The following is a 26,713-nucleotide window of genomic DNA, read 5'->3' on the forward strand; positions in this document are numbered from 1 at the left end:
GAAATTTATGAAAAAGAATAGACTTCCGACAGAAATTTTATAACCGCGCTTAAAAAGCAGCTGCAAATTGATTTGGCGCAACTAGTCGTCCAATTGTCGGGCTTCGGAAGGCAACATAATAGGTATCCCGCCGCGGATCGGATAAGCCAGTTTTGCCTTTTTGGAAATCAGCTCCTGATGCTCGGCATCATATTCAAGCGAGGATTTAGTAATCGGACAGACAAGCAGTTCCAGCAGCTTTACGTCCAACTTGTCGATTTTTTCCGATTTAACCATAGGTTTTCCTCAGCACTATTGCAGGCGAGAGCTATAATCCTCGTCTTTGGCTTTCGCCAGAACCATTTCAGTAATAGCAATCAAAGTTGCTGCCCGGGTGGTCAAATCGGCGGCTTCTAAGAGCGCCTGTTTTTCCGCCGGACCGAAGGGCGCCATCATCGCAAGCGCATTGACCAGCGTTTCATTGCTTGCCCGTGCTATGCTTTGCCAATCTGCTTCCAGATTATGTGTTTCAAGATAATCGCGAAATGCTCGCAACAAAGCTTCGCGATCAACATCGCCAGCCTCGCGCGCTTCTCCTAGATCGGCCAGAAATGGCGCGATTTTATACTGACGAAACGGCTTGCGGCAATGAACTTCTTCAATGGCCCGGAAACGGCAAATCCCGTGTAGCGTAATAAGCAACCTGCCATCACCAGTTTCAGAAAATGAGGTGATACGGCCAAGACAGCCGATTTGGCTTAATGGCGGATGGGCTTTTTGATCTAGCTCATCGACTTGATCTTCTTCATCCTTACCCGCTTCGATACGCGGCTGGATCATGCCAATGATGCGATGACCAGAAATGGCATTATCTACCATTTCCAGATAACGCGGTTCGAAAATATTCAGCGGCAATTGACCGCCAGGCAAGAGCAATGCGCCACGAAGCGGAAATACCGGAACCATTTCTGGAATATCCGCTCCCGTCCGATAACGAGCATTGCCCACGTGCATTGTTTTCTCCTTAATTAATTGCCTTTGACCAATCAGGAAAAAAGCAAAGACGATAGTTTGCGACGCGCATTGAGTGTCGCTGGCTCCTTATTGCCCCATGCTTCAAAGAACTGCAAAAGCTGTACGCGCGCGCCATCGTCATTCCATGTTCGGTCGGCTTTAATGATTGCCAGCAGCTCGTCTGCAGCTTCCTGCCGACGACCCTGCGCGTTACGAAGCTGTGCCAGATCGAAGCGCGCCTGATAATCCGTCGCATCAGCCTGAATACGACGCTCTAGCTCCGCTGGATCGCCGATGGATTTGACCTGCTCTGCCAGTGCCAGTTTGGCCTCAAGAGCACGCACCGAAGGCATATCTTTCTTGTCGTCGGCAATAGCACCCAGCAATTCGCGTGCCTGCTCTTCCTCGCCCGCTTCAAGCAGACAATCGGCAAATCCCACCAGCGCCTCGACATTATCCGGTACTGCCTCCAAAATTGAGGAATAAATCTGACCGGCCTGAGTAAAATCACCCGTTTCTGTAAAGCCTTTCGCAGCTTCCAGCGCTTCTGTGATTGCAGCTTCCTGATCGCTGGGACCCGCCAGTTTTTCGATGAACGCTTTAACCTGGGATTCTGGCTGCGCGCCCATAAATCCGTCAGCTGGCTGGCCATTTACGAAGGCAATCACCGCCGGGATAGATTGAATTCCGAGCTGACCAGCAATAGACGGGTGCTCATCAATATTCATCTTAACAAGCTTAACCGCCCCGCCTGCCTGCCGAACCGCCTCTTCGATGATCGGGGTGAGCTGCTTGCAAGGCCCGCACCAAGGTGCCCAGAAATCCACCAATACAGGCTGCTTACGCGATTCAACCAGAACGTCCGCCTGGAAATTTGCAGTGGTTGTGTCCTTGATCAAATCGGTCGCGCTCGGCGCTGCGGAAGATGAACCAAATGTTACATTCGCAGCCATCTGGCCACCCGCATTTGAATAAGGATTATTCTGGCTCGTCATCGGATTTCCTCATGCCTTCCGGCGCTCAGCGCTGCTGCCGGTTTTAAACTTTCAATTCGTCACGATGTCTGCAAATTTCAAGGCATCATGTATAAGATTATTGGCCTAGCTTACTCCGCGGCCGTGGCTTTGGCACCTTCTGAAACCGCGAGAATGCGCGGTTTATGGCCTGTGGCTTCAAGAAAACGTAACAGATCGTCCCGCTTGATCGAAGTCGTAGCCTCATTGGTAAGCGGGTGCGCGTTGATGATCTCATTTTCCATCAAGGCAGCATCAAGAATCATCTCGACCTGATTATTCTTGTCATTGATGACGCTAAATGCCGTAACCGCGCCCGGTATGACGCCGAGATATTCCATCAATTTTTCGGGCTTGCCGAAAGAAACTCTGCTTGATGCGCCAATGATGTGATGAATAGATTTAAGATCGACGATCGCGTCCTCTTCCAAAGTGACGAGAAAAAACTTGTCTTTCTTATCCTTGAGAAAAAGATTTTTCGTATGCCCGCCAGGGATTTCACCACGTAAGCGCTGCGAATCGGCCACGGTAAAAAGCGCAGGATGCTCAACGGTCGTCGTTTCGATGTTAAGTTCGCTGAGATAATCGAAAAGATCTTTAGGTGTCAAAGGCATGTCCATCCCATTTCCCCGGTGTGAAGGCCGAAGCGTGTTTGTCCCAAAATTCCATGACATTCTGCAAATTATGCAAAATCTGTACAGGGTTTAATGCGAATAAGGATTTTTTTACAGCAACTTAGACCAATATGTGGATAATGTTTCAGAAAAACGGTGCTTTCCGTATTTTCCCTGTTGCATTCGTCATAAACTTGGTCCATATAGCGCCTGCCTGACGGAAATGACTTTGGTCGTTAACTGGCGCGAGCGGGTGTAGCTCAGGGGTAGAGCACAACCTTGCCAAGGTTGGGGTCGAGGGTTCGAATCCCTTCGCCCGCTCCAGTTTTCCTGTCAGATGCACTTCAAAATCCCGGCTTGGTCCGGGATTTTTGCTTTTTATGTCATGAAAATATATCTATGTGAAATATGATAGCCGCTTGAATGGGACGCCCTTCGCAAAATCGGCAATCTTATCAAAGCCGCTTACCCGAGAGGGGTCTTCCTATTTTTCCAAGCTTTTGCGCAATGCATCCATAATATTGATAACATTTCCGCTGTTTTGCTGCGCTTCCGGTTTGGATTTTGATGGTTTGGTTTTGCTTTTCTTCTTTCGCGCCGCAATCATGGATTTTAGATTTTGCTGAACGGGATCTTTTAAAAACGAGGCATCCCAGGGTTCGGTTTTGTCCTTAATCACCGAGCGGACCATTGAGAGCAGTTTTTTCTCGGGCTTAGTTTCATCTATATTTGAAAAGTAATTTTCCGGCTTGCGCACTTCATCTCCGTAACGAAGCGTCCATAAAACGATCCCCTTATCGCGGGGCTCCAATAGGACCGCTCGTTCACGCCGATACATAACCAGCCGCGCCAATCCCGCTACCTCAGCTGATTCCATCGCAGCTCGAATAACAGCGAAAGCCTCCTGCCCGACCTTATCTGACGGCGCCAGATAATGTGGTTTATCGTACCAGATCCAGCCTATACTGTCGGCCGGAATGAACCTGTCTATATCGATGGTCCGGGTACTTTCGAGCGCAACCGCGTCGATCTCGTCATCTTCCAGAATGATATAATCACCCTCAGAACGCTCGAAGCCTTTCACTTCGTCCTCATCGCGAACAGGCTTATTCGTTACTGCATCAACATAACGGCTGACGACTTTGTTGCCGGTTTTTGCGTTGATCGTTTTAAATCGCACTTTTTCGCTATCGGTGGTCGCAGGTGTGAGCTCGACCGCGCAAGTAACCAATGACAGTTTGAGGTAACCCTTCCAGAACGCCCGGGGCATGGTTTTCTCCGCTTTCGCAAAGAATAACCAAACCATCCATACTTGGTTCCTTAGCGCGGCTTGATCACGCGCCGCCAAGGATCATCGTAACGCTTCCAACTCCGCAATGCGGGCAGCACTGCCCTTTTCCAATACGCTGGTCATATCGCGGATGATCGTTTCCGCCAGCACAAAAAGTGCAGCCGAAGAATCCCAGGCTGATGGCACCGCCACCCGACCAGCGAGCACATGCCTTGCAACCCGGGCGATGGGCGAAAGCCATTGGTCGGTTATGAGAATTATCTCAACATTGCGACTTTTTGCTTTTTCAGCCAGTCGCAGCAAACTATCTTGATATCTGCGAATATCGAAAACCACTAAAACGTCGCGTCTGCCCATATCCAAAAGGCGATCCACCCAGATACTTTCCTGACCCGACAAGTGATAAACACGTGGCCGAATGATCGACATATGCCCCGACATATATTGCGCTATAGGATCGGTAAATCGACCTCCAACCAAATAGACGTCCCCTTTTGCATTACACAGCGCGGACACAACTTGGCCCAGTTGCTTCTCGCCTAAGTGCCGAAACGTCTCCCGTATATTATCAAGCGTATGCGCGACGCCGGGATGAGCAGTATTTGTCACCTTACCGCGTCGAGAATTTCTATTGTGAGGCGATTGGAGCTGCGCCGATAACTCGTCCTGCAACCGCTCTTGAAAATCAGCATAGCTTTGAAAGCCAAGCCGACTAACAAATCTTAATATTGTCGGCGAACTCACGCCAGATTGTGCGGAAAACTCTGCAACTGTTTTAAGACCTAACATGGGATAATTGGCAATCAGCGTCTGCGCCGCGCTGCGTTCGCCCGCGGGCATCGTGTCTATCATCTCATTGATGAGTTCCGCCACGCCGGACTTTACCGATACTGGTTTTTCCATTCAGCCCGCTCTTTCGACTTTCAATTAAATTCTGTTTGACAAAGTTATTCTATGCGTATCAAATAATCCATATTAGCGCATAAAGTGAAAAAACGTAACATAAGTTACAGCGCGGGGAACAACAAAATGGTGGATGATCGAGATGATCGTGCAGATAATCTTTTATGGCCAAAAGCTGTCACCGTTACGAATGAGGGCGGAATAAGTCCCTATCTCTTTGTATGTGAACATGCTTCCCATTTTATACCCGACAGGTTCGACAAGCTGGGCCTTAACGAGCACGAGTTGACCGCGCATATAGCGTGGGATCCGGGCGCTGTGGAAGTTGCACGGCAAATGGGCGATTCGCTTAATGCTTGCGTAATTGAAGCAGAGCTTTCGCGCCTGCTGATTGACTGCAACCGGTCACTTGAGGCTCCGGATCTGATCCCTGAAACCAGTGAAGCAACTTTGATTCCCGGAAATCAGGCGCTCAGCTCCTCTGAGAGAGCAGAGCGGATTGAGCTATCTCATGCGCCATTTCACGCCTGTATTGAGCAGATTATCACGAAGCGGAGTGCGCAAGGGCAACCATCATGGATTGTCACAATCCATTCGTTCACTCCCGCATATCTTGGCACTCAACGTCCTTGGGAAATAGGCATTATCCATGACGAGGATGATCGCATTGCGCGGCCACTTATTGAGGCTTTAAAGCAGGATAAATCAATCAATGTCGGCGTAAACCAACCCTATTCACCGGCCGACCGAGTTTATTACACATTGGAGCGCCACGCACGCCCCCGTAATGCGCCTTGCGTCATGGTGGAGCTGCGCAATGATGAAATCGCCTCTGCCGCACAGCAAAAAGACTGGGCCGATAGGCTTGCAACAATTTTTCAAAAGCTAGAGCCATCTATCGCATCGCAAGATGAGGAAAGCTCTTCTCACGATCCCACCGGACAGAAAGGCTGAAGGAGCGGAATATGCCGAAGCCGATCAGACTATTTGTCAAATATGTCGACGCAATGAATTATTACATCGGACGTTTCGCGATGTATCTATTTTTCGCGCTTGGCGCATGTCTGCTCTACTCCACCTTTTCCCGTGTAGCGCTTGGCGCACCCGTGAATTGGGTGTTGGAAATGTCGCAATTCATTCTCTCTGCCTATTATCTTCTGGGGGGTGCCTATGCCATGCAGCAGGGTGCGCATGTGCGCATGGATCTGTTTTTTGATCGCCTCAACCCACGCAAAAAGGTGATCACCGATATGATCACAATCCTGTTCATCATCTTTTATCTCGGCGTGATGGTGGCAGGAGGCATATCATCGACCAATTATGCCATTGTTTATAATCAGAAAAATTACACCGCTTGGGCACCACTACTCTGGCCGATCAAGACGATTATGACAGTGGGAATTATCCTGCTTCTGCTTCAATGCGTTTCAAATTTCTTCAAAGATTGGGCGACATTACGCGGACGACCAATCAACACCATTGCTGGCCCTGCTATTGAAGAGGGGCATCACGTATGAGTTCGGAATTCATCACCCTTTTCATGTTCGCCACCATGATGGTGCTGCTGATGACCGGACAGCGGGTGTTTGGCGTCATCGGCTTTGTCGGATCACTTGCCGCCCTGCTCCTCTGGGGCAAAGGCTCATTTGAAATGCCCTTCAATGCCACTTTTCAGGTCTTGAATTGGTATCCGCTCATCACCGTGCCTTTCTTTGTTTTCATGGGCTACATGCTGTCTGAATCCGGCATTGCGGGCAATCTTTACCGTATGTTTCATGTCTGGTTTGGCGGAATTCGGGGTGGGTTGGCGCTTGGTACAATCGGCCTGATGGTGCTGATTTCTAGTATGAACGGGCTGAGCGTTGCGGGCATGGCTATTGGGGCCACGGTCGCCCTGCCGGAATTGCTCAAGCGCGGCTATAATAAAGTTATGGTGACGGGCGTCATTCAGGCTGGCAGCTCGCTGGGCATTCTGATCCCGCCCAGCGTCGTGCTGGTGCTTTATGCAATGATTGCGCGCCAGCCTGTGCTGCAATTATGGCTGGCAGGAATAGGCCCCGGCATTCTCATGGCCAGCCTTTTCGCCCTTTATATTTATATACGCTGCCGTCTGCGGCCAGAGCTCGGGCCTAGTTTGCCACAAGAAGAGCTAGAGCAAATCACATGGCGACAGCGCTTTTCGCTGTTGCGGATGGGCCTTTTGCCGCTTTTGGTTTTCGGCACGATGATGGGTCTGTTTTTGACCGGCGTTACCAGCCTAGTCGAAAGTTCTGCCGTAGGCGCTTTGCTGGCAACATTGGCGGCGCTTTGCACAGGTCGGCTTACCAAAAATGTGTGGGAGACAACAACGCGCAATACGCTGACTGTTACCTGCATGTTTCTTTGGATCATTCTTGCGGCACTATGTTTTTCGTCGGTCTATGACGGGTTGGGCGCAGTGAAGGCGATTGAAAAAATCTTGCTTGGCACTTTCGATCTGTCGCCTTGGACAATTTTGATCCTGATGCTTTTGTCCTTCATTGTGTTGGGAATGTTTTTGGACGACACCGCCATGCTGGTCATTGTCGCGCCGCTTTACATACCTCTGGTCAAAAGCCTCGGTTTCAATGCAATCTGGTTTGGTATTCTTTACACGATCACTTGCCAGATCGCGTATATCACACCGCCATTTGGTTATAATCTCTTCATAATGCGAGCGTTAGCACCCAAGGAAGTCACGCTGGGCGATATTTACCGATCTATCGTGCCATTTTTCCTGCTGATGGTGCTGACCATAATCATTTTGATGATTTTCCCCCAAATCGCGATGTGGCTCCCTAATTGGTACAGCGGACGATGAGGGAGCATAACAAACGGGTCACAAGAGCCGATAACGGCCAGACCAAGCATCAATGCAAAAGGGAACTCTAAATCAAACGGGAGAATGAGCATGAGCCAGAAAATAAAGCTTAATAAACGCGAATTCCTCAAAAAAGCTGGCCTGACTGGGGTTGGAGCACTGGGTGCCACCACACTTGCGGCGCCCTATGTCAAAGCGCAAAGCCCAATCAAATGGCGTCTGCAAACTTATGCCGGACCAGCATTGGCCGAGCATGTCATTAAGCCGTCGATTGACGCTTTTAACAAAGCCGCCAATGGCGAAATGGAAATCGAGCTTTACACCGCCGATCAGCTCGTGCCGCAGGGCGAATTGTTCCGTGCGGTGCAGACGGGAACCATCGACGCTGCTCAGAGCGACGATGATTCCATGGCTTCACCGGTTGATGTCGCGGTCTTTGGAGCGTATTTCCCCTTCGCATCACGCTATAGTCTCGATGTGCCCGTTCTTTTCAACTGGTATGGACTTAACGAAATCTGGGAAGAAGCCTATAGCGAAATTCCGGGCGTTACCTGGCTAAGCGCTGGAGCGTGGGACCCATGTAACTTCGTTACAACCAAGCCGATCCGCAGTGTTGCGGATTTGCAGGGGCTACGAGTTTTCACCTTCCCTACCGGCGGGCGTTTTCTGACTAAATTTGGTGTTGTTCCTGTTACTCTGCCTTGGGAAGACATCGAAGTTGCCATCCAGACCGGCGAGATCGACGGGGTATCTTGGTGTGGCGCGACCGAGGTCTATACGGTCGGTTGGGCTGACATCAACAAGTACTATCTCACCAATAATATCAATGGCGCCTGGGCGGGTTCTTATTTCGCCAATACCGAAAAATGGGAAGCTGTTCCCGAACATCTTAAAACCTTGTTCAAACTGGCCATGGATTCCTCGCATTATTATCGCCAGCATTGGTATTGGTGGGGTGAAGCCCATTACCGCACAACTGGCGGTAAGCTGGAACTCACCACCATTCCGGAAGCTGAATGGAAACAGGTTGAAGACGCTGCCATGGAATTCTGGGACGAAATTGCCCAGCAAAGCGAACGCAATGCGCGTGTGGTAGAAATTCTGAAAAAATATCAACAAACCATGCGCGACGCTGGCGCACCTTACCGCTACGCCTGACGAAACAGCGCCGCGCCAAGCTGCGCGGCGCCCCTCAGTTTTCTTCCCGTGAGGAGCGAAGCATTACATGGCCGAACCGTTGACTTTCGATAAATTGAAAAAGGCCGTCGCAAACGACGAAATTGATACTGTTCTCGCATGTTTTGTCGACATGCAGGGCCGTCTGATAGGTAAACGTTTCTATGCACCATTCTTTGTGGAATCGGGCTATGAAGAAACGCATGGGTGCAGCTATCTGCTAACCGATGATATCGATATGGAGCCGGTAGCAGGCTATGAAGCTGCAAGCTGGGACAAGGGCTATGGCGATTTTGTCATAAAACCGGACCTGAGCACTTTGCGCTATACGCCGTGGCTGGAAAAAACAGCCATCGTACTCTGTGATGTGCTCGATCATAGTGATCACAAAGATCTTTCCCATTCGCCACGGGCTATCTTGAAAAAGCAGCTTGCACGGCTGACCGAGCGCGGATACCGCGCCTATTTTGCTTCCGAACTTGAGTTTTATATATTTGATGAAACCTATAAAAGCGCCCGCGCCAAACATTGGCAAGATCTTGAAACTTCCTCGCCTTATATTCAGGATTATGTGATCCATCTCACCACCAAGGAAGAGCAAGTATTGCGCGCCATGCGCAATCATCTGGCAAAAGCTGGAATTCCGGTTGAAAATTCCAAAGGCGAATGGGGTCCAGGGCAGCAAGAACTCAATGTGCGTTACGCTGAAGCGCTGGAAATGGCGGACCGTCATGTGATCATGAAAAACGCTATGAAAGAAATTGCCGAGGCACACGGCAAATCCATCACTTTCATGGCAAAATATGATTACACCAAAGCCGGAAGTTCCAGCCATGTGCATAATTCGCTATGGAGTGCAGACGGCAAAAAATCACTCTTTTTCGATCCGGAAGCCCCATATACCATGACCCCGCTAATGCGCTCATGGGTGGCAGGTCAGCTGAAATATGCCGCTGATTATACCTATTTTCTCGCACCCTATATCAATTCCTATAAGCGTTTCCAGGCCGGCACATTCGCGCCGACCAAAATCATGTGGAGCCAAGATAACCGCACTGCCGGCTTTAGACTTTGCGGCGAAGGCACCAAGGCCATCCGTATTGAATGCCGCATCGGCGGGGCCGACCTCAATCCCTACCTCGCTTTCGCAGCATTAATTGCCGCTGGCCTGAAAGGTATCGACGACAATCTTGAACTGGAAGAGCCTTTTGAAGGCGATGCCTATGCTGATGTGCAGCTAAAAGACATTCCTTATACGCTTCGCGAGGCAACGGTGACGCTCAAAGAATCCGCTTTTCTGCGAGAAGCGTTCGGGGACGATGTGGTCAACCATTATGTTCACACCGCCCATTGGGAACAGATTGAATATGACCGCCGCGTAACCGATTGGGAACTGCATCGCGGGTTCGAGCGCTACTAAGACAGGCTGATTTCATGCAAAGGAAAAACTGATGAGCGCCACGGCAAAGATCATTTCTCCCATTGATGGTTCGATCTATGCGGAGCGTCCATATGCGGACGAAGCCGAAATCAATGCGGCGGTCTCGACATCACGGCAAGCGCAGAGGGAGTGGGCCCAACTGTCGATCCCAGAGCGCGCAAATTATTGTCGAGCCGCACTTGATGCATTGGCTTCCATGCAGGATGAAATCATTCCTGAAATTGCCTGGCAGATGGGCCGGCCCACACGTTATGGCGGCGAAAATGGCGGCGTTCAGGAACGCGGTCAATATATGATCGACATCGCGGAGACTGCCTTAAAGCCCTATATTCCCGAAGGAAAGGACGGGTTTAGCCGCTATGTAAAGCATGTACCGCTTGGGGTTGTCATGGTGATTGCACCATGGAACTACCCCTATCTGACCGCTGTAAACACTATTATCCCGGCATTAATGGCTGGTAACAGTGTGATCCTCAAACACGCAACACAAACGCTTTTGACCGGTGAACGTTTTGCTCAGGCTTTCGCAAAGGCCGGTCTTCCTAAAGGCGTGTTTCAAAATATTGTGCTCGACCATAGTTCGACGGAAAAACTGCTTGCATCGGGCCGGATTGATCATGTGAACTTTACCGGTTCCGTTAGCGGCGGACGCGCAATCGAGAAAGCCGCCGCCGGAACTTTTATGACGCTGGGGCTGGAGCTGGGCGGTAAAGATCCCGCCTATGTGTTGCCTGATGCCAATCTCGACCATGCGATTGCCAATCTGGTGGACGGTGCATTTTTCAACTCAGGCCAATGCTGCTGCGGCATTGAACGCATCTATGTTCATGAAGCCATATATGACCGTTTTGTGGACGGATTTGTCGATCTTACCAGACAATATGTGGTCGGAAATCCACTAGATGAGACGACGACCCTCGGGCCTATGGCGCAGGCGCGTTTTGCGGATCTTATCCGTGAGCAGAAATCCGAAGCGCTTCGCAAAGGTGCCAAAGCGCATATCAATATGAGTGTCGGCGAAGATGTGGCTGGCTCTCCCTATATTGCGCCCGAAGTCCTCACCAATGTCGACCATCAGATGAGCGTGATGCGCGAGGAAAGTTTTGGCCCCATTGTCGGCATTATGAAAGTACGCGATGACAAAGAAGCTTTAGCGCTGATGAATGACAGTATTTACGGACTGACCGCTTCGCTGTGGACCAGCAATGTCGATCATGCTGCTGCTTTAGGTGAGCAGCTCGAAACCGGGACTGTATTCATGAACCGCTGCGATTATCTCGATCCGGCACTGGTATGGACCGGCGTTAAGGACACAGGCAAAGGTGCCGCTCTTTCCACCATTGGTTATGGAAATCTTACCCGGCCAAAATCCTTCCACCTGCGTGAAAAGATCTGATCTGAATTGGAAGCTAGCAATATGACCACATTGTCCGCAAAATGGAATTTTCCAACCACTGTGCTTTTTGGCCCCGGCCGCATCAAAGAACTGCCTGAAGTGTTGAAAGCAGCCGGTATTGAAAAGCCGCTTTTCGTAACCGATCCGGGCCTTGCCGGACTGCCTGTTGTCGCTTCAACCCTTGATCTGCTTGATAAGGCAGGCGTTCAATATGCAGTGTTTTCCGATGTCACACCCAATCCGGTTGAAAGCAATCTTTATGCCGGTGTTGCAATTTTCAATTTTGGGGAGCATGATGGCGTCATCGCTTTTGGCGGCGGCTCGGCGCTTGATCTGGGAAAATTAATCGCGTTTCAAGCGGGACAAACCCGGCCTGTCTGGGATTTTGAAGATATTGGCGATTGGTGGACACGCGCCAATAGCAATGCCATTGCTCCTATCATTGCCGTTCCAACAACAGCGGGAACGGGTTCAGAAGTTGGTCGCGCTGGCGTGCTGACCAATGAAGAGACCCAAACCAAGAAGGTGATTTTTCACCCCAAAATGCTACCAGTAACGGTTATTGCCGATCCAGAACTTACCACCGGTATGCCCCCGCTCATCACAGCCGGAACTGGCATGGATGCACTCGCCCATTGCCTGGAAGCCTATTGTGCCCCGGGCTATCACCCAATGGCCGATGGTATCGCTATTGAAGGTATTAGGCTCGTATTCGAAAATTTACCAAAAGCTTATGCCAATGGTGACGATATTGAAGCGCGTGCAAATATGATGGCCGCTGCCGCAATGGGCGCAACCGCTTTTCAAAAAGGACTGGGTGCGATCCATTCGCTCTCACATCCGATCGGTGCACTTTACAACAGCCATCACGGCATGACCAATGCGGTATTTATGCCCTATGTGCTTGAACATAATCGCATAGCGATCGAGCAACGCATTGAACGACTTGCAGATTATCTCGGCATTGCAGGCGGATTTGATGGGTTTATTGCAGCGATCATGGCTCTGCGAAGCGAAGTCGGCGTGCCCAATTCACTGAGCGAATTAATCAAAGGTCTTGAATTGGATCAGGATCGCAAAAACCTGATTGCTGAAATGGCAATCGTCGATCCCACCGCTGGCGGCAACCCAATTCAACTTACCAAACAAGCTGCACTGGATCTGCTAAACGCTGCTCTTTAGCCATTGAAAGCGGGCGTCGTGACGGCGCCCGCAATTAATAGGGTTCGCTTTAGCGCCCGTTTCAATCAAGCTGGATAGAAATGACGATCTTGTTTTTCACGCAAGGCAATCAGCTCCCCATTCGTCGCGTGCTCCAGATCACCCATGAGAATATAGCTGCCAGCCTTAACCGCGCGCTTTAGTTTTTGGTTTGATGCGAGATAAAACGGTGCTGGCCGTTCGTCACTCAAAGCACTTCCTTGTATAATGCGCGCTGAGACACCTTCAATATTGTGGTGATGGCCCCCCATTGTCAGCACTTCGCCTTCTGCAAAATCCCGGTCCGCATAGGCAACCAGATCAACGTGATGCGCCGCCTTGAGGCCGCCCGTGCTCACATTATGGATGCCTGCTGATAACACACTCGTTGCAGCCTCAAGCCCCAGCAAGTGACGGGGCAGATAGATCATCGCGACTTTACCATTGCGGCTGAGAATGTGACCTTTTTCCTCTAACAATCGCCAAGTTACAGCGTCCTCACATCGAACAACGACAAATACACCGCCAGCAAAGCTAATTTCATCCGGATCACGCAGACAGTGGAATACATCAAGCTTGCGCGTGCCCGAGAGGATACCGCCATCAGCCTTTTCACAAAGCATGCTTGGCACTTCGCTGATCCGAGCTATGGGCGCATGAAGCTCGGCTATGTCCGGGCCAAAACCGGTGGCATTGGCAACAACAGATAATTCGCAAAGATCAGGCACCGCACGCTGCGGCAGCGCAGCAGCAGCGCTTGAACGACCTTTGGCAATATCTGCGCAATCGCGATCACCAAGTCGATCAAATTGACCGAAATCTGGCGCGGAAATTGTCACACCATTACTAGTGAGCGTACCTTTTTCTGCATTCCAAACAAAATCATACTCGCTCGATTTTCCAGCTGCAATGATCTCAAAGCCCAAGAGCTCGGCCCAGGTGATCAGGTCAATCAACAAGCTGGGCTGATCACCGTCAACCGGCGTTACAACCTTGCCATTCGCTTCTGCAAAAGCTGCAAGTCCCGGTCCGACAACGCTATCCACTTCCTTGGAAACCAGTGCAACATGGTGCCCTGCTTCCAATGCAAGCCGGGCGTGACGCGCGCCCGCCTCTGGCTGGCCGGTCGCTTCCACTAAAACGTCAAGAGGTAGACCGCACACAATGGCATAATTGGTCGCGGCGATATAAAGCCCCGCATCCCATGCCTGCCGGGCCTCTTCCGCGGTCGCGCAAATCCTGATTTGATCCGCCGGAATACCCACCTCACGCATGGCAGCGACCACGCGTTCTGCGTCGATATCAACCGCAACGCGTACATTCATCAGCGGAACGCGCAATCCCTGCGCAAGAAAACTTCTGCCAAAACCGCCAGTGCCGACAATACAGGTCTCAACCGGCTTGTGGGCTTTATCAAAATAACGGTGATAATTCATGTTTAGTGCTTCAACTCTCGCTTAATATTCATGTGTCCGCACGCTCACCCTGCCGCGTCTCGCCAAGCGTTTTAACCGCGCGAAATCGGCCTCGCGGAATTGCATGCAATAGATTTTTCCGGAATCCGCCTCCCTTGGCTACCCGAACTCCCCTCTGTCGCCAGCTCCTCCACACGCGCCCTCGGGCCAACCTTTCTAATATTGCATGCAATCTATTTATCTTGTCAAGAAATTTGCCTATTATAAGCCATGTCATAGCATTTTGCATGCAACCTCAATCGTAAGGACTTAAACCAATTGTCGCCCGCTCAATGGCCCCGAGGCCAACGCTCCATCTATGTGGCCAATCATGTTCGTGATCTCATTGTAACCGGAGAGATAGCCGAAGGAAGCAGAGTAAATGAGCGCGTCTTAACGGAACGTTTGGGCGTCTCACGCACACCATTGCGCGAGGCTTTCAAGATTCTGGAAGGCGAGGGGCTTGTGACGATCGAGCCGAACCGCGGCGCGACCGTTAATCGCATTTCACCTGAAGATGTTGAAGCCACGATTGAAGTATTGATCGGATTGGAAAGCGTCGGTGCAGAACAGGCCTGTTTGAACGCAAGTAATGCCATGATTGCAGAGGTCGAAACCCTGCATCACCAAATGGTCAATGCCTATCGAAATGGCGCTTTGATGGAGTATTTCCATCTCAACCAGGCCATTCATGAAAAAATCATTGATTGCGCGGGCAATCCGGTTCTATCACGCATTTATAAAGCCGAAACTGCCCGGGTTCGCCGTTATCGTTATACGGGAAATCAGGTTCAAGAACGTTGGACGCGTGCGGTATTAGAACACGAGCAAATATTGGATGCTTTAAAACAGCGCCAAGGCTACCTATTGCGTGAAATTTTAAGCGTCCATCACCGCAATGGCTGGCATGTTACGCGCCGCATTTTAGACGGAATCCTGAATCCAGATAGCGGAGCCTTTCCCGGCTCGGATGAGCAACCATAGTATTTGGCATCTCAAAAACCGGCTTTGCAAGCGGCAATAATAAACCCGCCAAAGGCGGGTTTATCAATCTCAGAATGGGGGGCTTACCAGTTTACTTTCAGCCCCACCTTTCCGCCAAGGCGGTAGTTATCGCCAGCATCTTCAAAGGCAGTAGCGAAACTCGCATTTCCGAAAAGGGAAACTCCGGATTCTGGCCATAGATAAGTAGCGCCAGCGCCCACTTCCATCCAGCTACGACCCATTTTACCGGTATCAAACCGTACCGAGCTGATGTTTACGCCCTGAGACTGCGAAAGCAACTGGGTATAAACATTTGCAATGGCGAAGACGTCGAGCTTTTCCAGACGTCCGGCATCATTGTGCCACTGGTTTCGATAATTCGCCGCCAGCCCTGCACGGAGCACGAGACTGTCCCGGCTGTCCAGATAGACATGCGCTTCATAGGCGTCCACGAAAGAGTCGAGATCCACTGAGGAGTAGCTGAGCTGCGCCTGAGGCGTAACCGACCAATTTTCATCAACCTTAAATTCCTGTCCGATTTCGGCACTGAGACCGTAACCGAAGGCTTTTCGGCGATCTACAACCGACGTGAAAGTATCGTGTGACTCAAATTCTGTCCGATACCAAGTCAAATGTCCCTGAGCATCAAGATACCAGCCGTTTTCGTCATACCAGGTCAGTGCTCCACCCAGACCATAACCATCGGTAACGAGCTTGCCGCGACCATGACGAGAGCCCACTCGCGCATTATCAGATACATAGTTCAACCAGATGCTACCATACATTTCTCCAGCTTCGTCCGCCAGCAACTGGCCATCAACTCCTGCCGTCATCCGCCACGTATCTTGCTCAATCTCGTTGCGGGTCGTTGATCCGGAAGGTTTGAACCGGCTATGTGCCATGTCAATCCGTCCCCAGATAACGCTCGGATTGCCGAGGTCTGCTGACCCTTCCTCAATCGGTTTCATCGCTAAACCATTGGCATGAAACCGCTGTCCAACGCGAGCGCGCAAGGATGTGATCATGCTCTGGTTGAGGTTATCCAATACCTGACCATATGCAGTGTAAAGCGGTGTGGCAGGGTTATAGTGAGGCTGCGGCGGCGTCGGATGCGGGTGATCACTCAATTGACTACGCAGATACCAATTACCGTCCTGCGCGCCGCTGGTACCTTCATTCAATGTATAGGCATAAGCGCCTGCAACAATCGCTTGTTCACCGCTATGGGTGAGAAAATCCCCTTTCAGACGAAATGCGCCGTGGGATTCTCCCTCAACATCTATGATTTGTATGCCCTGATTGGTTTGTGCGCCCAATCCGCCGCGATTCTGCACCACAACATTGGTGTTACCGGATGTATCGCCGGTGATCTTAAGCATGTCACTGCTTGAATCGTCAGCTCCCAGTGCTGTTTTAATCAGCAAAGTTCCATTATCGCCCTCATAATTTCCTGCGACAGTCAGGGTTCCGAAAGCGTCATCGCTCCCTGGTTTGACGGTGCCGTAATTTTGCACACCACCGACCGTGCCAGTACCAGACAGGACGGTGTTTGCAGCAACGTTCACCATGCCACCATGGACCACGTCAACGATCAACTGACCAGAGCGAAGATTGGTTGTTCCTGCAAAGTCAGGCGACGCGGTGAGAAGGGTCGTGGTTGTGGCATTATCAAGATTAAGTGTGCCGCTCCCAGTGAATTTATTATCCAGCGTGACATCCCCTGACTTCTTGACGTCAAAGGTACCATCAAGCTGGATCGGACCTGCAACACTGCCATTAGCAGCCCCATTGCCAAGTTGAAGAGCGGCACCGCTATCAATCACCGTTCCACCGGAATAGGTGTTATCACCAGTGAAGATGAGAGATCCTGCAGCCAGATGGACTTGCCCGTCACCTGAAATAACGCCAGCAAATTCATTGCCTTGACCATTGGCTATGGTCAAATTTTTCGAGCCAAGAACCACCTGGCCCGCTGCAGCCCCATCAAGATCATTAATCGTGGTTTCATTGCCAGCAATATTTTCAATTGACAACTTTCCATCGACTGTCACACCTGCCGAACTGTCCAGTGTTCCAGCCCCAGCGAGGGACAGAGTGCCTTCTTGCACAATAGTGCGTCCCACGAAACTGTTGGCTGCATGAAGTGAAAGCTCTCCGCTTCCCAGTTTGACCAAACCGCCAGCTCCGCTGATTGCTCCATTCAAACCTGCATCAAAATTTTGAGTATCTATTGTACTGTTTGCATCCAGCACTGAGATGGCTCGGTTCGTGTCGAAACTTGCAGCATATTGAAGTTTGCCTTTTCCGATAGCGACATCGCCAGACGCATCGCCCAAATTGTGGTCATCAGAAACCCGCAAAGTTCCACCATTGATGGCAGTTCCCCCCATATATGTATTTTGACCATTAAGAATAAGGATGCCGGCATCAGTTTTTTGAACGCGACCGGCGCCCGTGAGTTCTGCATTAATGGTGGCGACGGTGGTTGCAGAAGAATGCGGTGTACCATCACCGACACGAATATCATTATTTCCCGCTGCAAGCGTTATTGCATCGCCTGTAATAATGTAGCCATCAGTTATAAACTGCATGCCGGTAACGTCGACTGCGCCGTTCGAATTATCAACCGTCACAGTGCCCGCCTGCCCTTCAAAAACAGCAAAACTATTGTTGCTATAATTGCCGTTAACTGACCCTTGTTCATCAGTCCAGTTATCGAGATTTCCAGCTACCTGCCAGGTTCCTGTACCCCCGACAATTGGAGCTCCGTTGCCACCAGGGTTCCAGAAACGTAATTGAGCTCCGGCCGTATAAATCAGATCGACCGCGTTCGGCGTGAAGCGAAGCGAATAATTGTTATCCGGTACGTTACCCAATATCGGGTCGGTACCGTGCTTTGTTCCCTGATAATCAATCAGGTGATGCACGCCAGCAGCCATTTGTCCCGTTGTTGTGACATCGATCGAACTGCCTGTTAAGTCGATGTCACCTGCCACCTGAACCGCAAGAATATTAAGCTGTCCAGACTGGCCATAATCATATTCAAGGGTCGAGTTCTGCGCCGTCAAATCCCCACGAATATGGAGAGCATGTCCTGCGTCATTCGCATCGACGAAACTCAGTAATTTAGCCGAGGCGCCAACTGTTACAGAACCTCCAATGGTCCCCTTGCCTCCAAGTATACCACTGCCTATTACAGAAACGTCCCCTGTTGCGGCGGTTTGATCTCCGTTAATAAGCAACTTAGCATCACTAACGTCAGTACTACCTGTATAAGTATTGTCGCCTGTAAGTATCACGGTGCCCTGTAACTGGACATCCAAGGCGCCAACACCACTTATTACTCCATTATAAGTTGCTGTGTGGTTAGAGGGGACCAAGAACCCTCTCCCAGGTTCCAATATAATATTACGATCAGTTGAAAAGTCTGCGGACGTTACGAGCGCACCCTGGCTAAGTGTAATATTGCCCGAACTTGCCCCGAGATTTTTATCGCTCGACACGCTGACCGAACCGGCGATAATTTTTAATCCACCGCTGAATGTGTTCTCCGCCGTCAACGTCAAAACGCCTGCAAAGGATTTTACCAACTGCCCATCGCCAGAGATCACTCCATCAATCTGCACCTGATTGCCACCGCTGTCGATTGTTGCGGTTCCTACCAACTCGACTGGGCGGCTTATCGTCAGATTAGCCGAGGCTTCGAAGATCGCATTGTCGATGGTCAAAACCCCGCTTGCAGCGCCTAGGTTTTGATCACTCGAAGCAAAAAGCGTGCCCTCTTTGATCGTGGTTCCGCCAGAATGGGTATTAATGCCGGAAAGAGTAAGACTTCCCGCACCATTCTTTATTAAAGCCCCTTCACCGGAAATAGACCCAGAGATAGTTACTTGGTTGTTTTGAGTGTCAACGTTACCGTCTGCCGAACTCAAAATAATGTCGCGGGCCAAAGTTGTATTTGATGTAACAACAAGGCTGCCACCGCTGAATGTCAGGTTTCCAGTTGCCGCACCAAGATTGCTATCATTCGCAATGCTTATGCTCCCAGCTTTAATGTTAGTACCACCGCTATAGGTGTTTGTACCCGAAAGAACGAGCATACCGCTACCCAGCTTGTTCAGCACCCCGTCGCCCGATATGGCACCGCTCAACGTTACGCTGTTGCTTTCTGGGTCGATAGAACTATCGGCGTGCACAACGCTGAAAGCGCGAGCTGATGTCAAACCTGCACCAAATTGCAATGTGCCGCTACCGATTTCTACCGCACCGGACGCATCCCCTAAATTATTATCAGCTACAACATTGAGAATGCCCGCATTCACGACGGTACCACCACTATAGGTATTCGCGCCCGAGAGCTTCAACGTGCCTGGATCAGTCACCACTAACTGGCCCGAACCAGCCAAAACAGAACTGATCCCCGCCGTGGCGCCAGCATTCACGCGGATATTATTAACTCCATTGTCGAGGGTCAGCGTGCCATTCTGTACAACATACCCGTCAGTAATAAACTGCATTCCCTTGATTGTTATGACACCATTTGAATTATCTACTGTGACTGTACCTGCGGTTCCTTCAAAGACAGCAAAACTATCGTTCGTATATGCGCCATTTGTGGCGCCATCATCAGTCGTCCAATTGTTAAGGGTTCCATCAGCCTGCCAAGTGCCAGTACCGCCATCCACCTTGCCGTTATCATGATTGATTGCGTCCCAAAACCGAAGCGAGACGCCTACCGTGCTAATTAATTCCAACACTGAAGGGTCTGTTGGATCCGATCCATCGGTGACCTTCAATGCATATTTACCGCCTTCGTCGTCAACGAGGCTGATCCCATTACTGTTTATGCTGGAATTATACTTCAATAGATGGTGTTTACCCGCTACCAAGGGCGTGTCCGAAATGATGGAAACTTTGGCATTAGACACGTCCACGGTGCCCTTAACATTAATTTCCAGATTATTTACGACCGCGCCAGTGGAACTATTGAAGTTGTAATATAGATAAGCGGAACTTGCCGTGAGATTTCCATTAATTGTCAGAGCATTAGAAACTGCGCCATCGACATGTGAAAAAAGAGCTCCGTCTTGCGCGATAACCACGTCGCCGCCAACTGTCCCTTTACCGCCCAATGAGCCACCAGCGCCGACATTAATTTGACCCGTAGCCTGCGAATGGTTTCCGTCAATCAAAAGCGTGCCGCCATTAACATTAGTGAGACCGGTATAACTATTATCAGCAGTTAACCTTGTGGCACCATCATTATGGTCAATCGTACCGGCGCCAGTAATCGACGAATCGAAAACATACTGCGTATCGCTATGATTAAACAGTATGTTGCCGGTTCCGCTCCCAAAACTTACGTTGCCGACCAACTTGCCCGCTGTCGTGGGGCTATCACCGGGCGCACTACCGATCGCCAGAGTTCCCGTACTGCCGGATTGACTGGCTACTATGATATTTTTCGAAGTATCGTTGAGAGTTAATTGCCCACCCGAAGCGATGGTTATCAGCCCCGTGCCAGCATTTCCTACGATTAATTCATCAGAGAGATTCCACTTTCCAGAATCTTGAACACGCCCGCGTCCATTTGAGCCCGCTAAGTTACCCAAAGTGACTTTACCGGAATCAAGCTGTCCGTTAGTTACAACGTTAACTGAGGCGTGCCCCGCATGGCCACCGATAATCTCGGCAACGCTAGCGTAACTATTTTGGTCCTGAATCGTGAAAGCACCACGTGCGCCGGCCACTGTTGAAACCTTAATGATCGCGTTGTTATTGACCTGCATCTGCCCGCCGTTTTCTACGTTTAACGCAACGGATGGGTCAGTCGTGGTGGCAGCTAAATTGGAAATAGTGATGTCACCGTTAGCGTGAAATGCCCCAGTCGCTTGGTCAACTTCGATCCAGGCAACAAAGGGCCCTCCCTGTAAAATCGTTTCACCACTGACTGTTAGCACTGCCTGTTGGCCATGTGCGAAACCTACCCGGCCATTCAATCCGTCGCCACCGACCGTGAGCGTTTTAAGCGTAACATCATGGTCTACTTGCGGCCCGCTCTGAGCCGTTCCTTGGCCTGTCCAATAGACAATGACATCGTCGGAACTGCCCGGTAAGGTTCCGGTGCTCCAGTTTGTCGGGTCAGACCAGTTAACTCCACTGCCTATCCATGTGACCGTGGCAGCACGAGCACCTATGGGCCCCATGAGCGCAGGAACAAGCCCGACAGCAATGATAACATTTGATAAAATCACTGCAGAGTTAAGTTTTGTATTAATTCTGCTTAATATGCTGTACTTTTTTGACAAGTTAGCCTGCTTGCTCATAACAAAATCCTGTATGAATAATTATATTTTAAAAAGCATGCATGAATCGATGAGTACAGCTTCATCAAATCAAAAAACTTGTCAACAAATAAGTCGAAACTTTTATAATTCTACTTGCAGATCAACTTAATACGATGATTAAGGCATCTTTTTTATAATATAACGCTGCAATCTATAATCTAAAATTAGAAGCTTAACTTAATACATATGTTTGCACCTTAATCATTTACTTATATGCGGCGATTCACCGGAAAATATGGGACATGACCCGCATATAGATATTGTCGCTGCTCCTGCTGACGCCCTGCGCCAGCCAGCGGTTCTCAAAAGATTGGATAATCATGCTGAAACGGATCTGCAGATCCTGTCGAAATGCGGTTTTATTTATGAGGCATTTGCCTTCGTTTATATAGTTTTATGATTGGCTATAAAATAGTTGACGTGCAATGGTCTTGTTGAAATATATTATCAAATGATAATAGATTCCTTAGCGTCTTAACGGTTACCAATAAAAGCGGTTCAAAATGAAAGAGAGCCAAATAATTGCGCGTTAAGTGGGCGACTGGTTTTTCGGACATCTATCTTAAGATTTGAATGGGACGGAAAACATGGAAAGCATAACCGAATCTAATAATGCGTCATCAACCGGCTCCCAAAGCAAGCCTATGGCGGATTTACCTAAAAATTCAGCTTCCAATGGTTTCTTTTTTGGTGACCTGAGCGATCCTAACAATCCCGATCTTCGTGATTGGCTAGCGGCAATCGTTGAAGGATCAGATGATGCGATCATCAGCAAAGATTTACAGGGAAGAATTCAAAGCTGGAATGGGGGGCAACTCGGCTTTTTGGATATACAGCTGAGGAAGCGATCGGCCAGCCTATAACAATTCTTATTCCTCCAGATCGCCTGGACGAAGAACCCAAAATTCTCGCGCAGATCAGACAGGGTAAACTGGTCGATCATTTTGAAACGGTTCGTCGGCATAAAGATGGATCACCGCTCCATATTTCGCTAACTATTTCACCTATTCGCAATCGCAACGGCGTGATTGTCGGCGCATCTAAAATTGCACGCGATATCAGTGAGCGGTTGCATGCAGAAGAGCAGCAACGTCTACTGAACGGTGAAATGCAACACCGCATCAAAAACCTGTTTTCTCTTGCTGCGGGAATTGTGTCTTTATCCGCCAAATCTGCCTGCAATAAAGAGGAAGTTATACAAGCTATTCAGGCGCGACTGTCCGCTCTTGCGCGTGCGCATGAATTGACAATACAGGACTGGGAAAACGAAAGTGCGCTTCCTGCACCCACTGATCTTCTTTCTTTGATGCAAACGATACTCAAGCCCCATGAGGGCGAGAACCGTATCATTATCAGAGGCGCCACTATTGCAGTAGGTCCCAAAGCGCTGACTAATCTGGCGTTGCTTCTTTATGAATTGGCTACAAATGCCGTAAAATATGGCTGTCTTTCGGTGCCCGATGGCCAACTTCTCGTTGAGCTGGAAGCTGACTATGACAATTTAATTCTTCGTTGGCACGAACAGAATGGTCCCGCGCCTTCAGAGCTTACGACAACTGGTTTTGGCAGCCGTCTGGAGCGTGGACTTGCATCTGCACTAAATGCCACAATTGATCGGGACTGGCAGGAGTGCGGACTTGTTGTCACGATCACCATTCCTATCCAGCCGGGGGAGTTTGATCAGGTCCGCACACTTTGACCATCAACCATGGCGAAGTGCGCCGCGTGCAATGGAATAGATTCTTTTTGCGCCCAACATATATGCGCGCAATGTTGCTTCTGCAAAAAGCCCATGAAAAGCGCGATCAAGTATGTTTAACGCCCCCGTATATGCGCCAAATGCGGGCATGATCAGCCGCTGACCATCGCTGACAAAGCAAGGACGTCGCACCGACTGCCCATATTTTACGATGCGCGCTGCCGGATGGAGGTGACCCGCAATCTCGCCCCGGCCCCCGTCTCGCCCACCGGCCCGTTTTGGCTCGTGCCGAAATATCAGCGGGCCCAGCGCCAATTCTTCAACACTCTCACCGGGAAGATTTGCCGGGCGTTCGGGATCATGATTGCCCGTAATCCAGACCCAATCCCGGCGCTCCATCATGGATTTGAGCTTGATTGCATAAAGCGCTGGCAAGCGCTCGCTGGCCCTCACATCATGGAAACTATCGCCCAAACTAATCACAGTTTTGGGCTGATAGCGCTCGATAATTCTAGCAAGCATGCCCAGGGTCGCGGCGGTATCATAAGGCGGCAGCAATTGACCGCGTCGCGCAAACGATGAACCTTTTTCGAGGTGAAGATCAGAAACAACCAGCGCCGCATAATCAGGCAAAAACAACGCGCCTGACGGATCGCAAATCAAAGCAGCGCCGAGCAATTCCACCTGCATCCGATGATATGCGTCTTTCACACCCCTCAATGCCACTGTCATTTATAATAGTTTCCAGTTTTATACATTACGCTTTCGGCTCGGCTAGTGCTTGATCGACCATATCATCCGCCACTTCTTCAAGCAGCAATTCATCCCCTTGGCCCGCGACCCTTTCACGGCCAATTTCAAGCATAACAGGCAAAGCCAGCGGCGAAATTCGTTCAAGCGGCTTATGTAAAATATGCCCTTTGATACGTGCGAGCATATCCCCAAGCCGCTTAATATCCAGAAGCCCGGTTGCTGCATCTGCTCGTGTTGCCTGTAACAAAATATGATCCGGCTCATGCGCTCGCAGCACATCATAGACAAGATCGGTGGAAATCGTCACCTGCCGCCCGGTCTTTTCCTGTCCCAGATGACGACGTTCGATAAGGCCTGAAATAATGGCACAATTGCGGAAAGTCCGCTTCAAAAGATAGCTTTCATCAAGCCATGCTTCCAGGTCATCGCCCAGCATATCTTCATCAAATAGCTGCGCCAGATTGAGCGATCCATCGCGGATCATCGCGCCGAGATCTTTAAGCCCCCATAATCCCAATGAATAATCCGTCGCCACAAAACCCAGTGGATGCGCACCCATGCGCTCCAAACGGCGCGTGAGCAGCATTCCCAGCGTTTGATGTGCGAGCCGCCCTTCAAACGGATAGGCCACCATATAAAACCGGCTGCCCTGCGGGAAGGTTTCGATCAGCAATTCATCGGTTCGCGGCAAGACGGAATTACGCTGTTGAATTTCCAACCATTCGCGCACTTGCTCCGGCAAATGCTGCCAGCGCGCTGAGTCTGCCAACATGGCGCGCACTTGCGAGGCCAGATAGGTCGAGAGCGGAAAGCTTCCGCCCGCATAGACCGGGATTTTAGCGTCTTCCCCGGCAGCATTGGAAGCAAGGCACTCATTCTCGCGAATACCTTCAAAACGCAGCACCTTGCCGGCAAATAAAAAAGTGTCTCCTGCTGTTAAGGTCTCAATAAAATACTCCTCAATACGGCCTAGCACCCGGCCGCCCCGTACGCTATTGGGTTTGCCTTTGCGAACCAGCTTCACATTGAGCAGCGGCGCTTCGACAATGGTTCCTATATTGAGCCGATATTGCTGTGCAATACGCGGATTTGATATGCGCCATGTGTCATCCGCCTTCTTACGGATTTTTGCAAAACGCTCATAGGTTTTAAGTGAATAGCCACCGGTAGCAACAAATTCCAAAACGCGATCAAAGGTTTCGCGCCGCAAGCTCGAATAGGGAGCAGCACTTTGCACTTCGCGATAAAGATCGTCGGCTTTGAATGGTTCGGCACAAGCCATGCCCAGCACATGCTGTGCCAACACATCAAGCGCGCCATTGATCAATGGCGGCGTATCCTGCGCACCGAGATAATTCGCATCAAGAGCCGCCCGACATTCCATGACCTCAAAACGGTTGGCAGGCACAAGAATTGCCTGGCTTGGCTCATCCATACGATGATTGGAGCGTCCGATCCGCTGCGCCAAACGGCTTGCACCTTTGGGTGCTCCTACGTGGATCACCAGATCAACATCGCCCCAGTCAATACCGAGATCCAGCGTCGATGTCGCAACCACTGCGCGCAAACTATTGGCAGCCATTGCCTGCTCAACCTTGCGCCGTTGCGATGCGTCAAGCGATCCATGATGCAGCGCTATTGGCAGCGTATCCTCATTGATGCGCCATAATTCCTGAAAAAGCATTTCCGCCTGACTGCGCGTATTCACAAAAAGCAGCGTCGTCTTATGCGCTCGCACCGCCTGATAAATATCGGCAACCGCATAGCGCGAGGAATGCCCCGCCCATGGAACCCGTTCTTCTGAATTAAGAATAGAAATTTGCGGCTTTGCTCCACCCGCGACCTGCACCAGTCCCGCCATTGGGTCGGTGCCATCCTGCTCGACCAGCCAGCGGCGTAATTCATCGGGTTCAGCAACCGTCGCTGACAATCCAATTGTCTGCAATGACGGACGCAAACGCCGCAGACGCGCCAGTCCCAATGCAAGTAAATGTCCGCGTTTAGAGATAACTATCGAATGCAACTCATCAAGCACAACATAACGTAAGCCCGAAAAGAACTGATCAGCACCCTTGGCTGAGATCAACAAGGCCAGTTGCTCGGGCGTGGTCAGCAAAATATCGGGTGGAGCAAGCTTTTGCCGCTGCCGCTTATGCGCGGGCGTGTCGCCGGTGCGGGTCTCAATGGAAATATCCAATCCCATTTCTTCCACCGGCACGGCCAGATTGCGGTGAATATCAACCGCGAGCGCCTTGAGCGGCGAAATATAAAGCGTATGAACGCCACGCTTTGGCATGCCCGGCTTGTAAGTGCCGCGCCGTTCAAGATCGACCAGCGCCGGCAAAAAACCGGCTAAAGTCTTGCCCGCTCCCGTGGGGGCAATCAGCAATGTTGATTGGCCAGCTTCTGCACGAGAAAGCAATTCCAGCTGATGTTCACGCGGCCGCCATCCCTTTTGCGTGAACCAGTTTTTAAAACGGTCCGGCAAATGCATGGCCAAATCTGGGGCGGGTTTAACATATAAGCTCACAATGCCAATCTAGTGCTGCCTAAAGGCTGCGCCAAGTGGCTCGTTCACATTTGTTCTTGTTTGCAGATTTGCCCGAACCG

20 protein-coding genes and 1 tRNA gene are annotated in these 26,713 nt (G+C 50.4%); 11 read left to right on the forward strand and 10 right to left on the reverse strand.

Annotated elements, in window-relative coordinates; all coding sequences use genetic code 11:
• Positions 1 to 81: 81 nt before the first annotated feature.
• The 4 genes from C7374_RS07090 to C7374_RS07105 form a co-directional block, all read right to left on the reverse strand.
• Positions 82 to 276, reverse strand: a complete 195-nt coding sequence (locus C7374_RS07090; RefSeq protein WP_111574904.1) for a Trm112 family protein — start codon at positions 274 to 276, stop codon at positions 82 to 84.
• Between the two features lie 15 nt (positions 277 to 291).
• Positions 292 to 993 (reverse strand): LON peptidase substrate-binding domain-containing protein, encoded by a 702-nt coding sequence (locus C7374_RS07095; RefSeq protein ID WP_111574905.1) that lies wholly within the window; start codon positions 991 to 993, stop codon positions 292 to 294.
• Positions 994 to 1,025: 32 nt separating this feature from the next.
• Positions 1,026 to 1,988: a thioredoxin gene (gene trxA / locus C7374_RS07100; protein WP_111574906.1), complete on the reverse strand. Its 963-nt coding sequence runs from the start codon at positions 1,986 to 1,988 to the stop codon at positions 1,026 to 1,028.
• A gap of 110 nt (positions 1,989 to 2,098) precedes the next feature.
• A complete protein-coding gene (locus C7374_RS07105; RefSeq protein ID WP_111574968.1) occupies positions 2,099 to 2,620 on the reverse strand; it encodes a prolyl-tRNA synthetase associated domain-containing protein in 522 nt (173 codons plus the stop codon).
• A gap of 249 nt (positions 2,621 to 2,869) precedes the next feature.
• On the opposite strand from C7374_RS07105, the gene C7374_RS07110 reads away from it, so the two are divergent.
• Positions 2,870 to 2,944: transfer RNA gene (locus tag C7374_RS07110), tRNA-Gly, on the forward strand.
• Positions 2,945 to 3,104: 160 nt separating this feature from the next.
• Here the strand turns inward: C7374_RS07110 and ku are convergent.
• Both ku and C7374_RS07120 read right to left on the reverse strand, forming a co-directional pair.
• A complete protein-coding gene (ku, locus tag C7374_RS07115) occupies positions 3,105 to 3,890 on the reverse strand; it encodes a non-homologous end joining protein Ku (RefSeq protein WP_111574969.1) in 786 nt (261 codons plus the stop codon).
• 81 nt (positions 3,891 to 3,971) lie between these two features.
• Positions 3,972 to 4,814: a MurR/RpiR family transcriptional regulator gene (locus tag C7374_RS07120; protein ID WP_111574907.1), complete on the reverse strand. Its 843-nt coding sequence runs from the start codon at positions 4,812 to 4,814 to the stop codon at positions 3,972 to 3,974.
• 126 nt (positions 4,815 to 4,940) lie between these two features.
• On the opposite strand from C7374_RS07120, the gene C7374_RS07125 reads away from it, so the two are divergent.
• The 7 genes from C7374_RS07125 (at position 4,941) to C7374_RS07155 (ending at position 12,848) form a co-directional block, all read left to right on the forward strand.
• The gene (locus tag C7374_RS07125; RefSeq protein WP_111574908.1) at positions 4,941 to 5,768 is read left to right on the forward strand and encodes an N-formylglutamate amidohydrolase; all 828 of its coding nucleotides are present in this window, start codon (positions 4,941 to 4,943) and stop codon (positions 5,766 to 5,768) included.
• Between the two features lie 11 nt (positions 5,769 to 5,779).
• Positions 5,780 to 6,331, forward strand: coding sequence for a TRAP transporter small permease subunit (locus C7374_RS07130; protein WP_111574909.1), 552 nt, complete (start codon positions 5,780 to 5,782; stop codon positions 6,329 to 6,331).
• On the forward strand, positions 6,328 to 7,653 hold the full coding sequence (locus C7374_RS07135; protein WP_111574910.1) for a TRAP transporter large permease: 1,326 nt from the start codon (positions 6,328 to 6,330) through the stop codon (positions 7,651 to 7,653). Before C7374_RS07130 ends, C7374_RS07135 begins: the two co-directional genes overlap by 4 nt.
• 90 nt (positions 7,654 to 7,743) lie before the next feature.
• Complete coding sequence (locus C7374_RS07140; protein WP_111574911.1) at positions 7,744 to 8,811, forward strand: TRAP transporter substrate-binding protein; 1,068 nt, start codon at positions 7,744 to 7,746, stop codon at positions 8,809 to 8,811.
• Between the two features lie 67 nt (positions 8,812 to 8,878).
• The gene (locus C7374_RS07145) at positions 8,879 to 10,249 is read left to right on the forward strand and encodes a glutamine synthetase family protein (RefSeq protein ID WP_111574912.1); all 1,371 of its coding nucleotides are present in this window, start codon (positions 8,879 to 8,881) and stop codon (positions 10,247 to 10,249) included.
• A 31-nt stretch (positions 10,250 to 10,280) separates the two neighbouring features.
• Entirely contained in the window at positions 10,281 to 11,666 is a 1,386-nt protein-coding gene (locus C7374_RS07150; RefSeq protein WP_111574913.1) for an aldehyde dehydrogenase family protein, read from the forward strand.
• 21 nt (positions 11,667 to 11,687) lie between these two features.
• Positions 11,688 to 12,848 carry an iron-containing alcohol dehydrogenase gene (locus C7374_RS07155; protein WP_111574914.1) on the forward strand — a complete coding sequence of 387 codons (1,161 nt, stop codon included), beginning with the start codon at positions 11,688 to 11,690 and terminating at the stop codon, positions 12,846 to 12,848.
• A gap of 65 nt (positions 12,849 to 12,913) precedes the next feature.
• Here C7374_RS07155 and C7374_RS07160 read toward each other — a convergent pair whose 3' ends face one another.
• Positions 12,914 to 14,302, reverse strand: a complete 1,389-nt coding sequence (locus tag C7374_RS07160) for an NAD(P)H-dependent oxidoreductase (RefSeq protein WP_111574915.1) — start codon at positions 14,300 to 14,302, stop codon at positions 12,914 to 12,916.
• A gap of 297 nt (positions 14,303 to 14,599) precedes the next feature.
• On the opposite strand from C7374_RS07160, the gene C7374_RS07170 reads away from it, so the two are divergent.
• Positions 14,600 to 15,304, forward strand: a complete 705-nt coding sequence (locus C7374_RS07170; protein WP_111574917.1) for a GntR family transcriptional regulator — start codon at positions 14,600 to 14,602, stop codon at positions 15,302 to 15,304.
• An 83-nt stretch (positions 15,305 to 15,387) separates the two neighbouring features.
• Here the strand turns inward: C7374_RS07170 and C7374_RS07175 are convergent, their stop codons facing one another.
• Complete coding sequence (locus C7374_RS07175; RefSeq protein WP_111574918.1) at positions 15,388 to 21,630, reverse strand: autotransporter outer membrane beta-barrel domain-containing protein; 6,243 nt, start codon at positions 21,628 to 21,630, stop codon at positions 15,388 to 15,390.
• A 608-nt stretch (positions 21,631 to 22,238) separates the two neighbouring features.
• Between C7374_RS07175 and C7374_RS16375 the strand changes: the two genes are divergently transcribed.
• Entirely contained in the window at positions 22,239 to 22,514 is a 276-nt protein-coding gene (locus tag C7374_RS16375) for a PAS domain-containing protein (RefSeq protein WP_245412598.1), read from the forward strand.
• Positions 22,451 to 23,350, forward strand: a complete 900-nt coding sequence (locus C7374_RS16245) for a PAS domain S-box protein (protein WP_245412602.1) — start codon at positions 22,451 to 22,453, stop codon at positions 23,348 to 23,350. The genes C7374_RS16375 and C7374_RS16245 overlap by 64 nt, the downstream gene beginning before the upstream one ends.
• A gap of 3 nt (positions 23,351 to 23,353) precedes the next feature.
• Here the strand turns inward: C7374_RS16245 and pdeM are convergent, their stop codons facing one another.
• The gene (gene pdeM, locus C7374_RS07185) at positions 23,354 to 24,040 is read right to left on the reverse strand and encodes a ligase-associated DNA damage response endonuclease PdeM (RefSeq protein ID WP_374850074.1); all 687 of its coding nucleotides are present in this window, start codon (positions 24,038 to 24,040) and stop codon (positions 23,354 to 23,356) included.
• Positions 24,041 to 24,107: 67 nt separating this feature from the next.
• The gene (locus C7374_RS07190; protein WP_111574920.1) at positions 24,108 to 26,633 is read right to left on the reverse strand and encodes a ligase-associated DNA damage response DEXH box helicase; all 2,526 of its coding nucleotides are present in this window, start codon (positions 26,631 to 26,633) and stop codon (positions 24,108 to 24,110) included.
• Positions 26,634 to 26,713 lie beyond the last annotated feature (80 nt).

It is taken from the genome of Falsochrobactrum ovis, from assembly GCF_003259955.1.
GTDB classification, from domain to species: domain Bacteria; phylum Pseudomonadota; class Alphaproteobacteria; order Rhizobiales; family Rhizobiaceae; genus Brucella; species Brucella ovis_A.

Coding starts and splice junctions, on each gene's coding strand:
- trxA (WP_111574906.1), bottom strand. CDS start 1,988: ATGACGAGCCAGAATAATCCTTATTCAAATGCGGGTGGCCAGATGGCT.
- C7374_RS07175 (WP_111574918.1), bottom strand. CDS start 21,630: ATGAGCAAGCAGGCTAACTTGTCAAAAAAGTACAGCATATTAAGCAGA.
- C7374_RS07155 (WP_111574914.1), top strand. CDS start 11,688: ATGACCACATTGTCCGCAAAATGGAATTTTCCAACCACTGTGCTTTTT.
- C7374_RS07125 (WP_111574908.1), top strand. CDS start 4,941: ATGGTGGATGATCGAGATGATCGTGCAGATAATCTTTTATGGCCAAAA.
- C7374_RS07135 (WP_111574910.1), top strand. CDS start 6,328: ATGAGTTCGGAATTCATCACCCTTTTCATGTTCGCCACCATGATGGTG.
- C7374_RS07130 (WP_111574909.1), top strand. CDS start 5,780: ATGCCGAAGCCGATCAGACTATTTGTCAAATATGTCGACGCAATGAAT.
- pdeM (WP_374850074.1), bottom strand. CDS start 24,040: ATGCAGGTGGAATTGCTCGGCGCTGCTTTGATTTGCGATCCGTCAGGC.
- C7374_RS07120 (WP_111574907.1), bottom strand. CDS start 4,814: ATGGAAAAACCAGTATCGGTAAAGTCCGGCGTGGCGGAACTCATCAAT.
- C7374_RS07090 (WP_111574904.1), bottom strand. CDS start 276: ATGGTTAAATCGGAAAAAATCGACAAGTTGGACGTAAAGCTGCTGGAA.
- C7374_RS07140 (WP_111574911.1), top strand. CDS start 7,744: ATGAGCCAGAAAATAAAGCTTAATAAACGCGAATTCCTCAAAAAAGCT.
- ku (WP_111574969.1), bottom strand. CDS start 3,890: ATGCCCCGGGCGTTCTGGAAGGGTTACCTCAAACTGTCATTGGTTACT.
- C7374_RS07160 (WP_111574915.1), bottom strand. CDS start 14,302: ATGAATTATCACCGTTATTTTGATAAAGCCCACAAGCCGGTTGAGACC.
- C7374_RS07105 (WP_111574968.1), bottom strand. CDS start 2,620: ATGCCTTTGACACCTAAAGATCTTTTCGATTATCTCAGCGAACTTAAC.
- C7374_RS07150 (WP_111574913.1), top strand. CDS start 10,281: ATGAGCGCCACGGCAAAGATCATTTCTCCCATTGATGGTTCGATCTAT.
- C7374_RS07145 (WP_111574912.1), top strand. CDS start 8,879: ATGGCCGAACCGTTGACTTTCGATAAATTGAAAAAGGCCGTCGCAAAC.
- C7374_RS07095 (WP_111574905.1), bottom strand. CDS start 993: ATGCACGTGGGCAATGCTCGTTATCGGACGGGAGCGGATATTCCAGAA.
- C7374_RS16375 (WP_245412598.1), top strand. CDS start 22,239: ATGGAAAGCATAACCGAATCTAATAATGCGTCATCAACCGGCTCCCAA.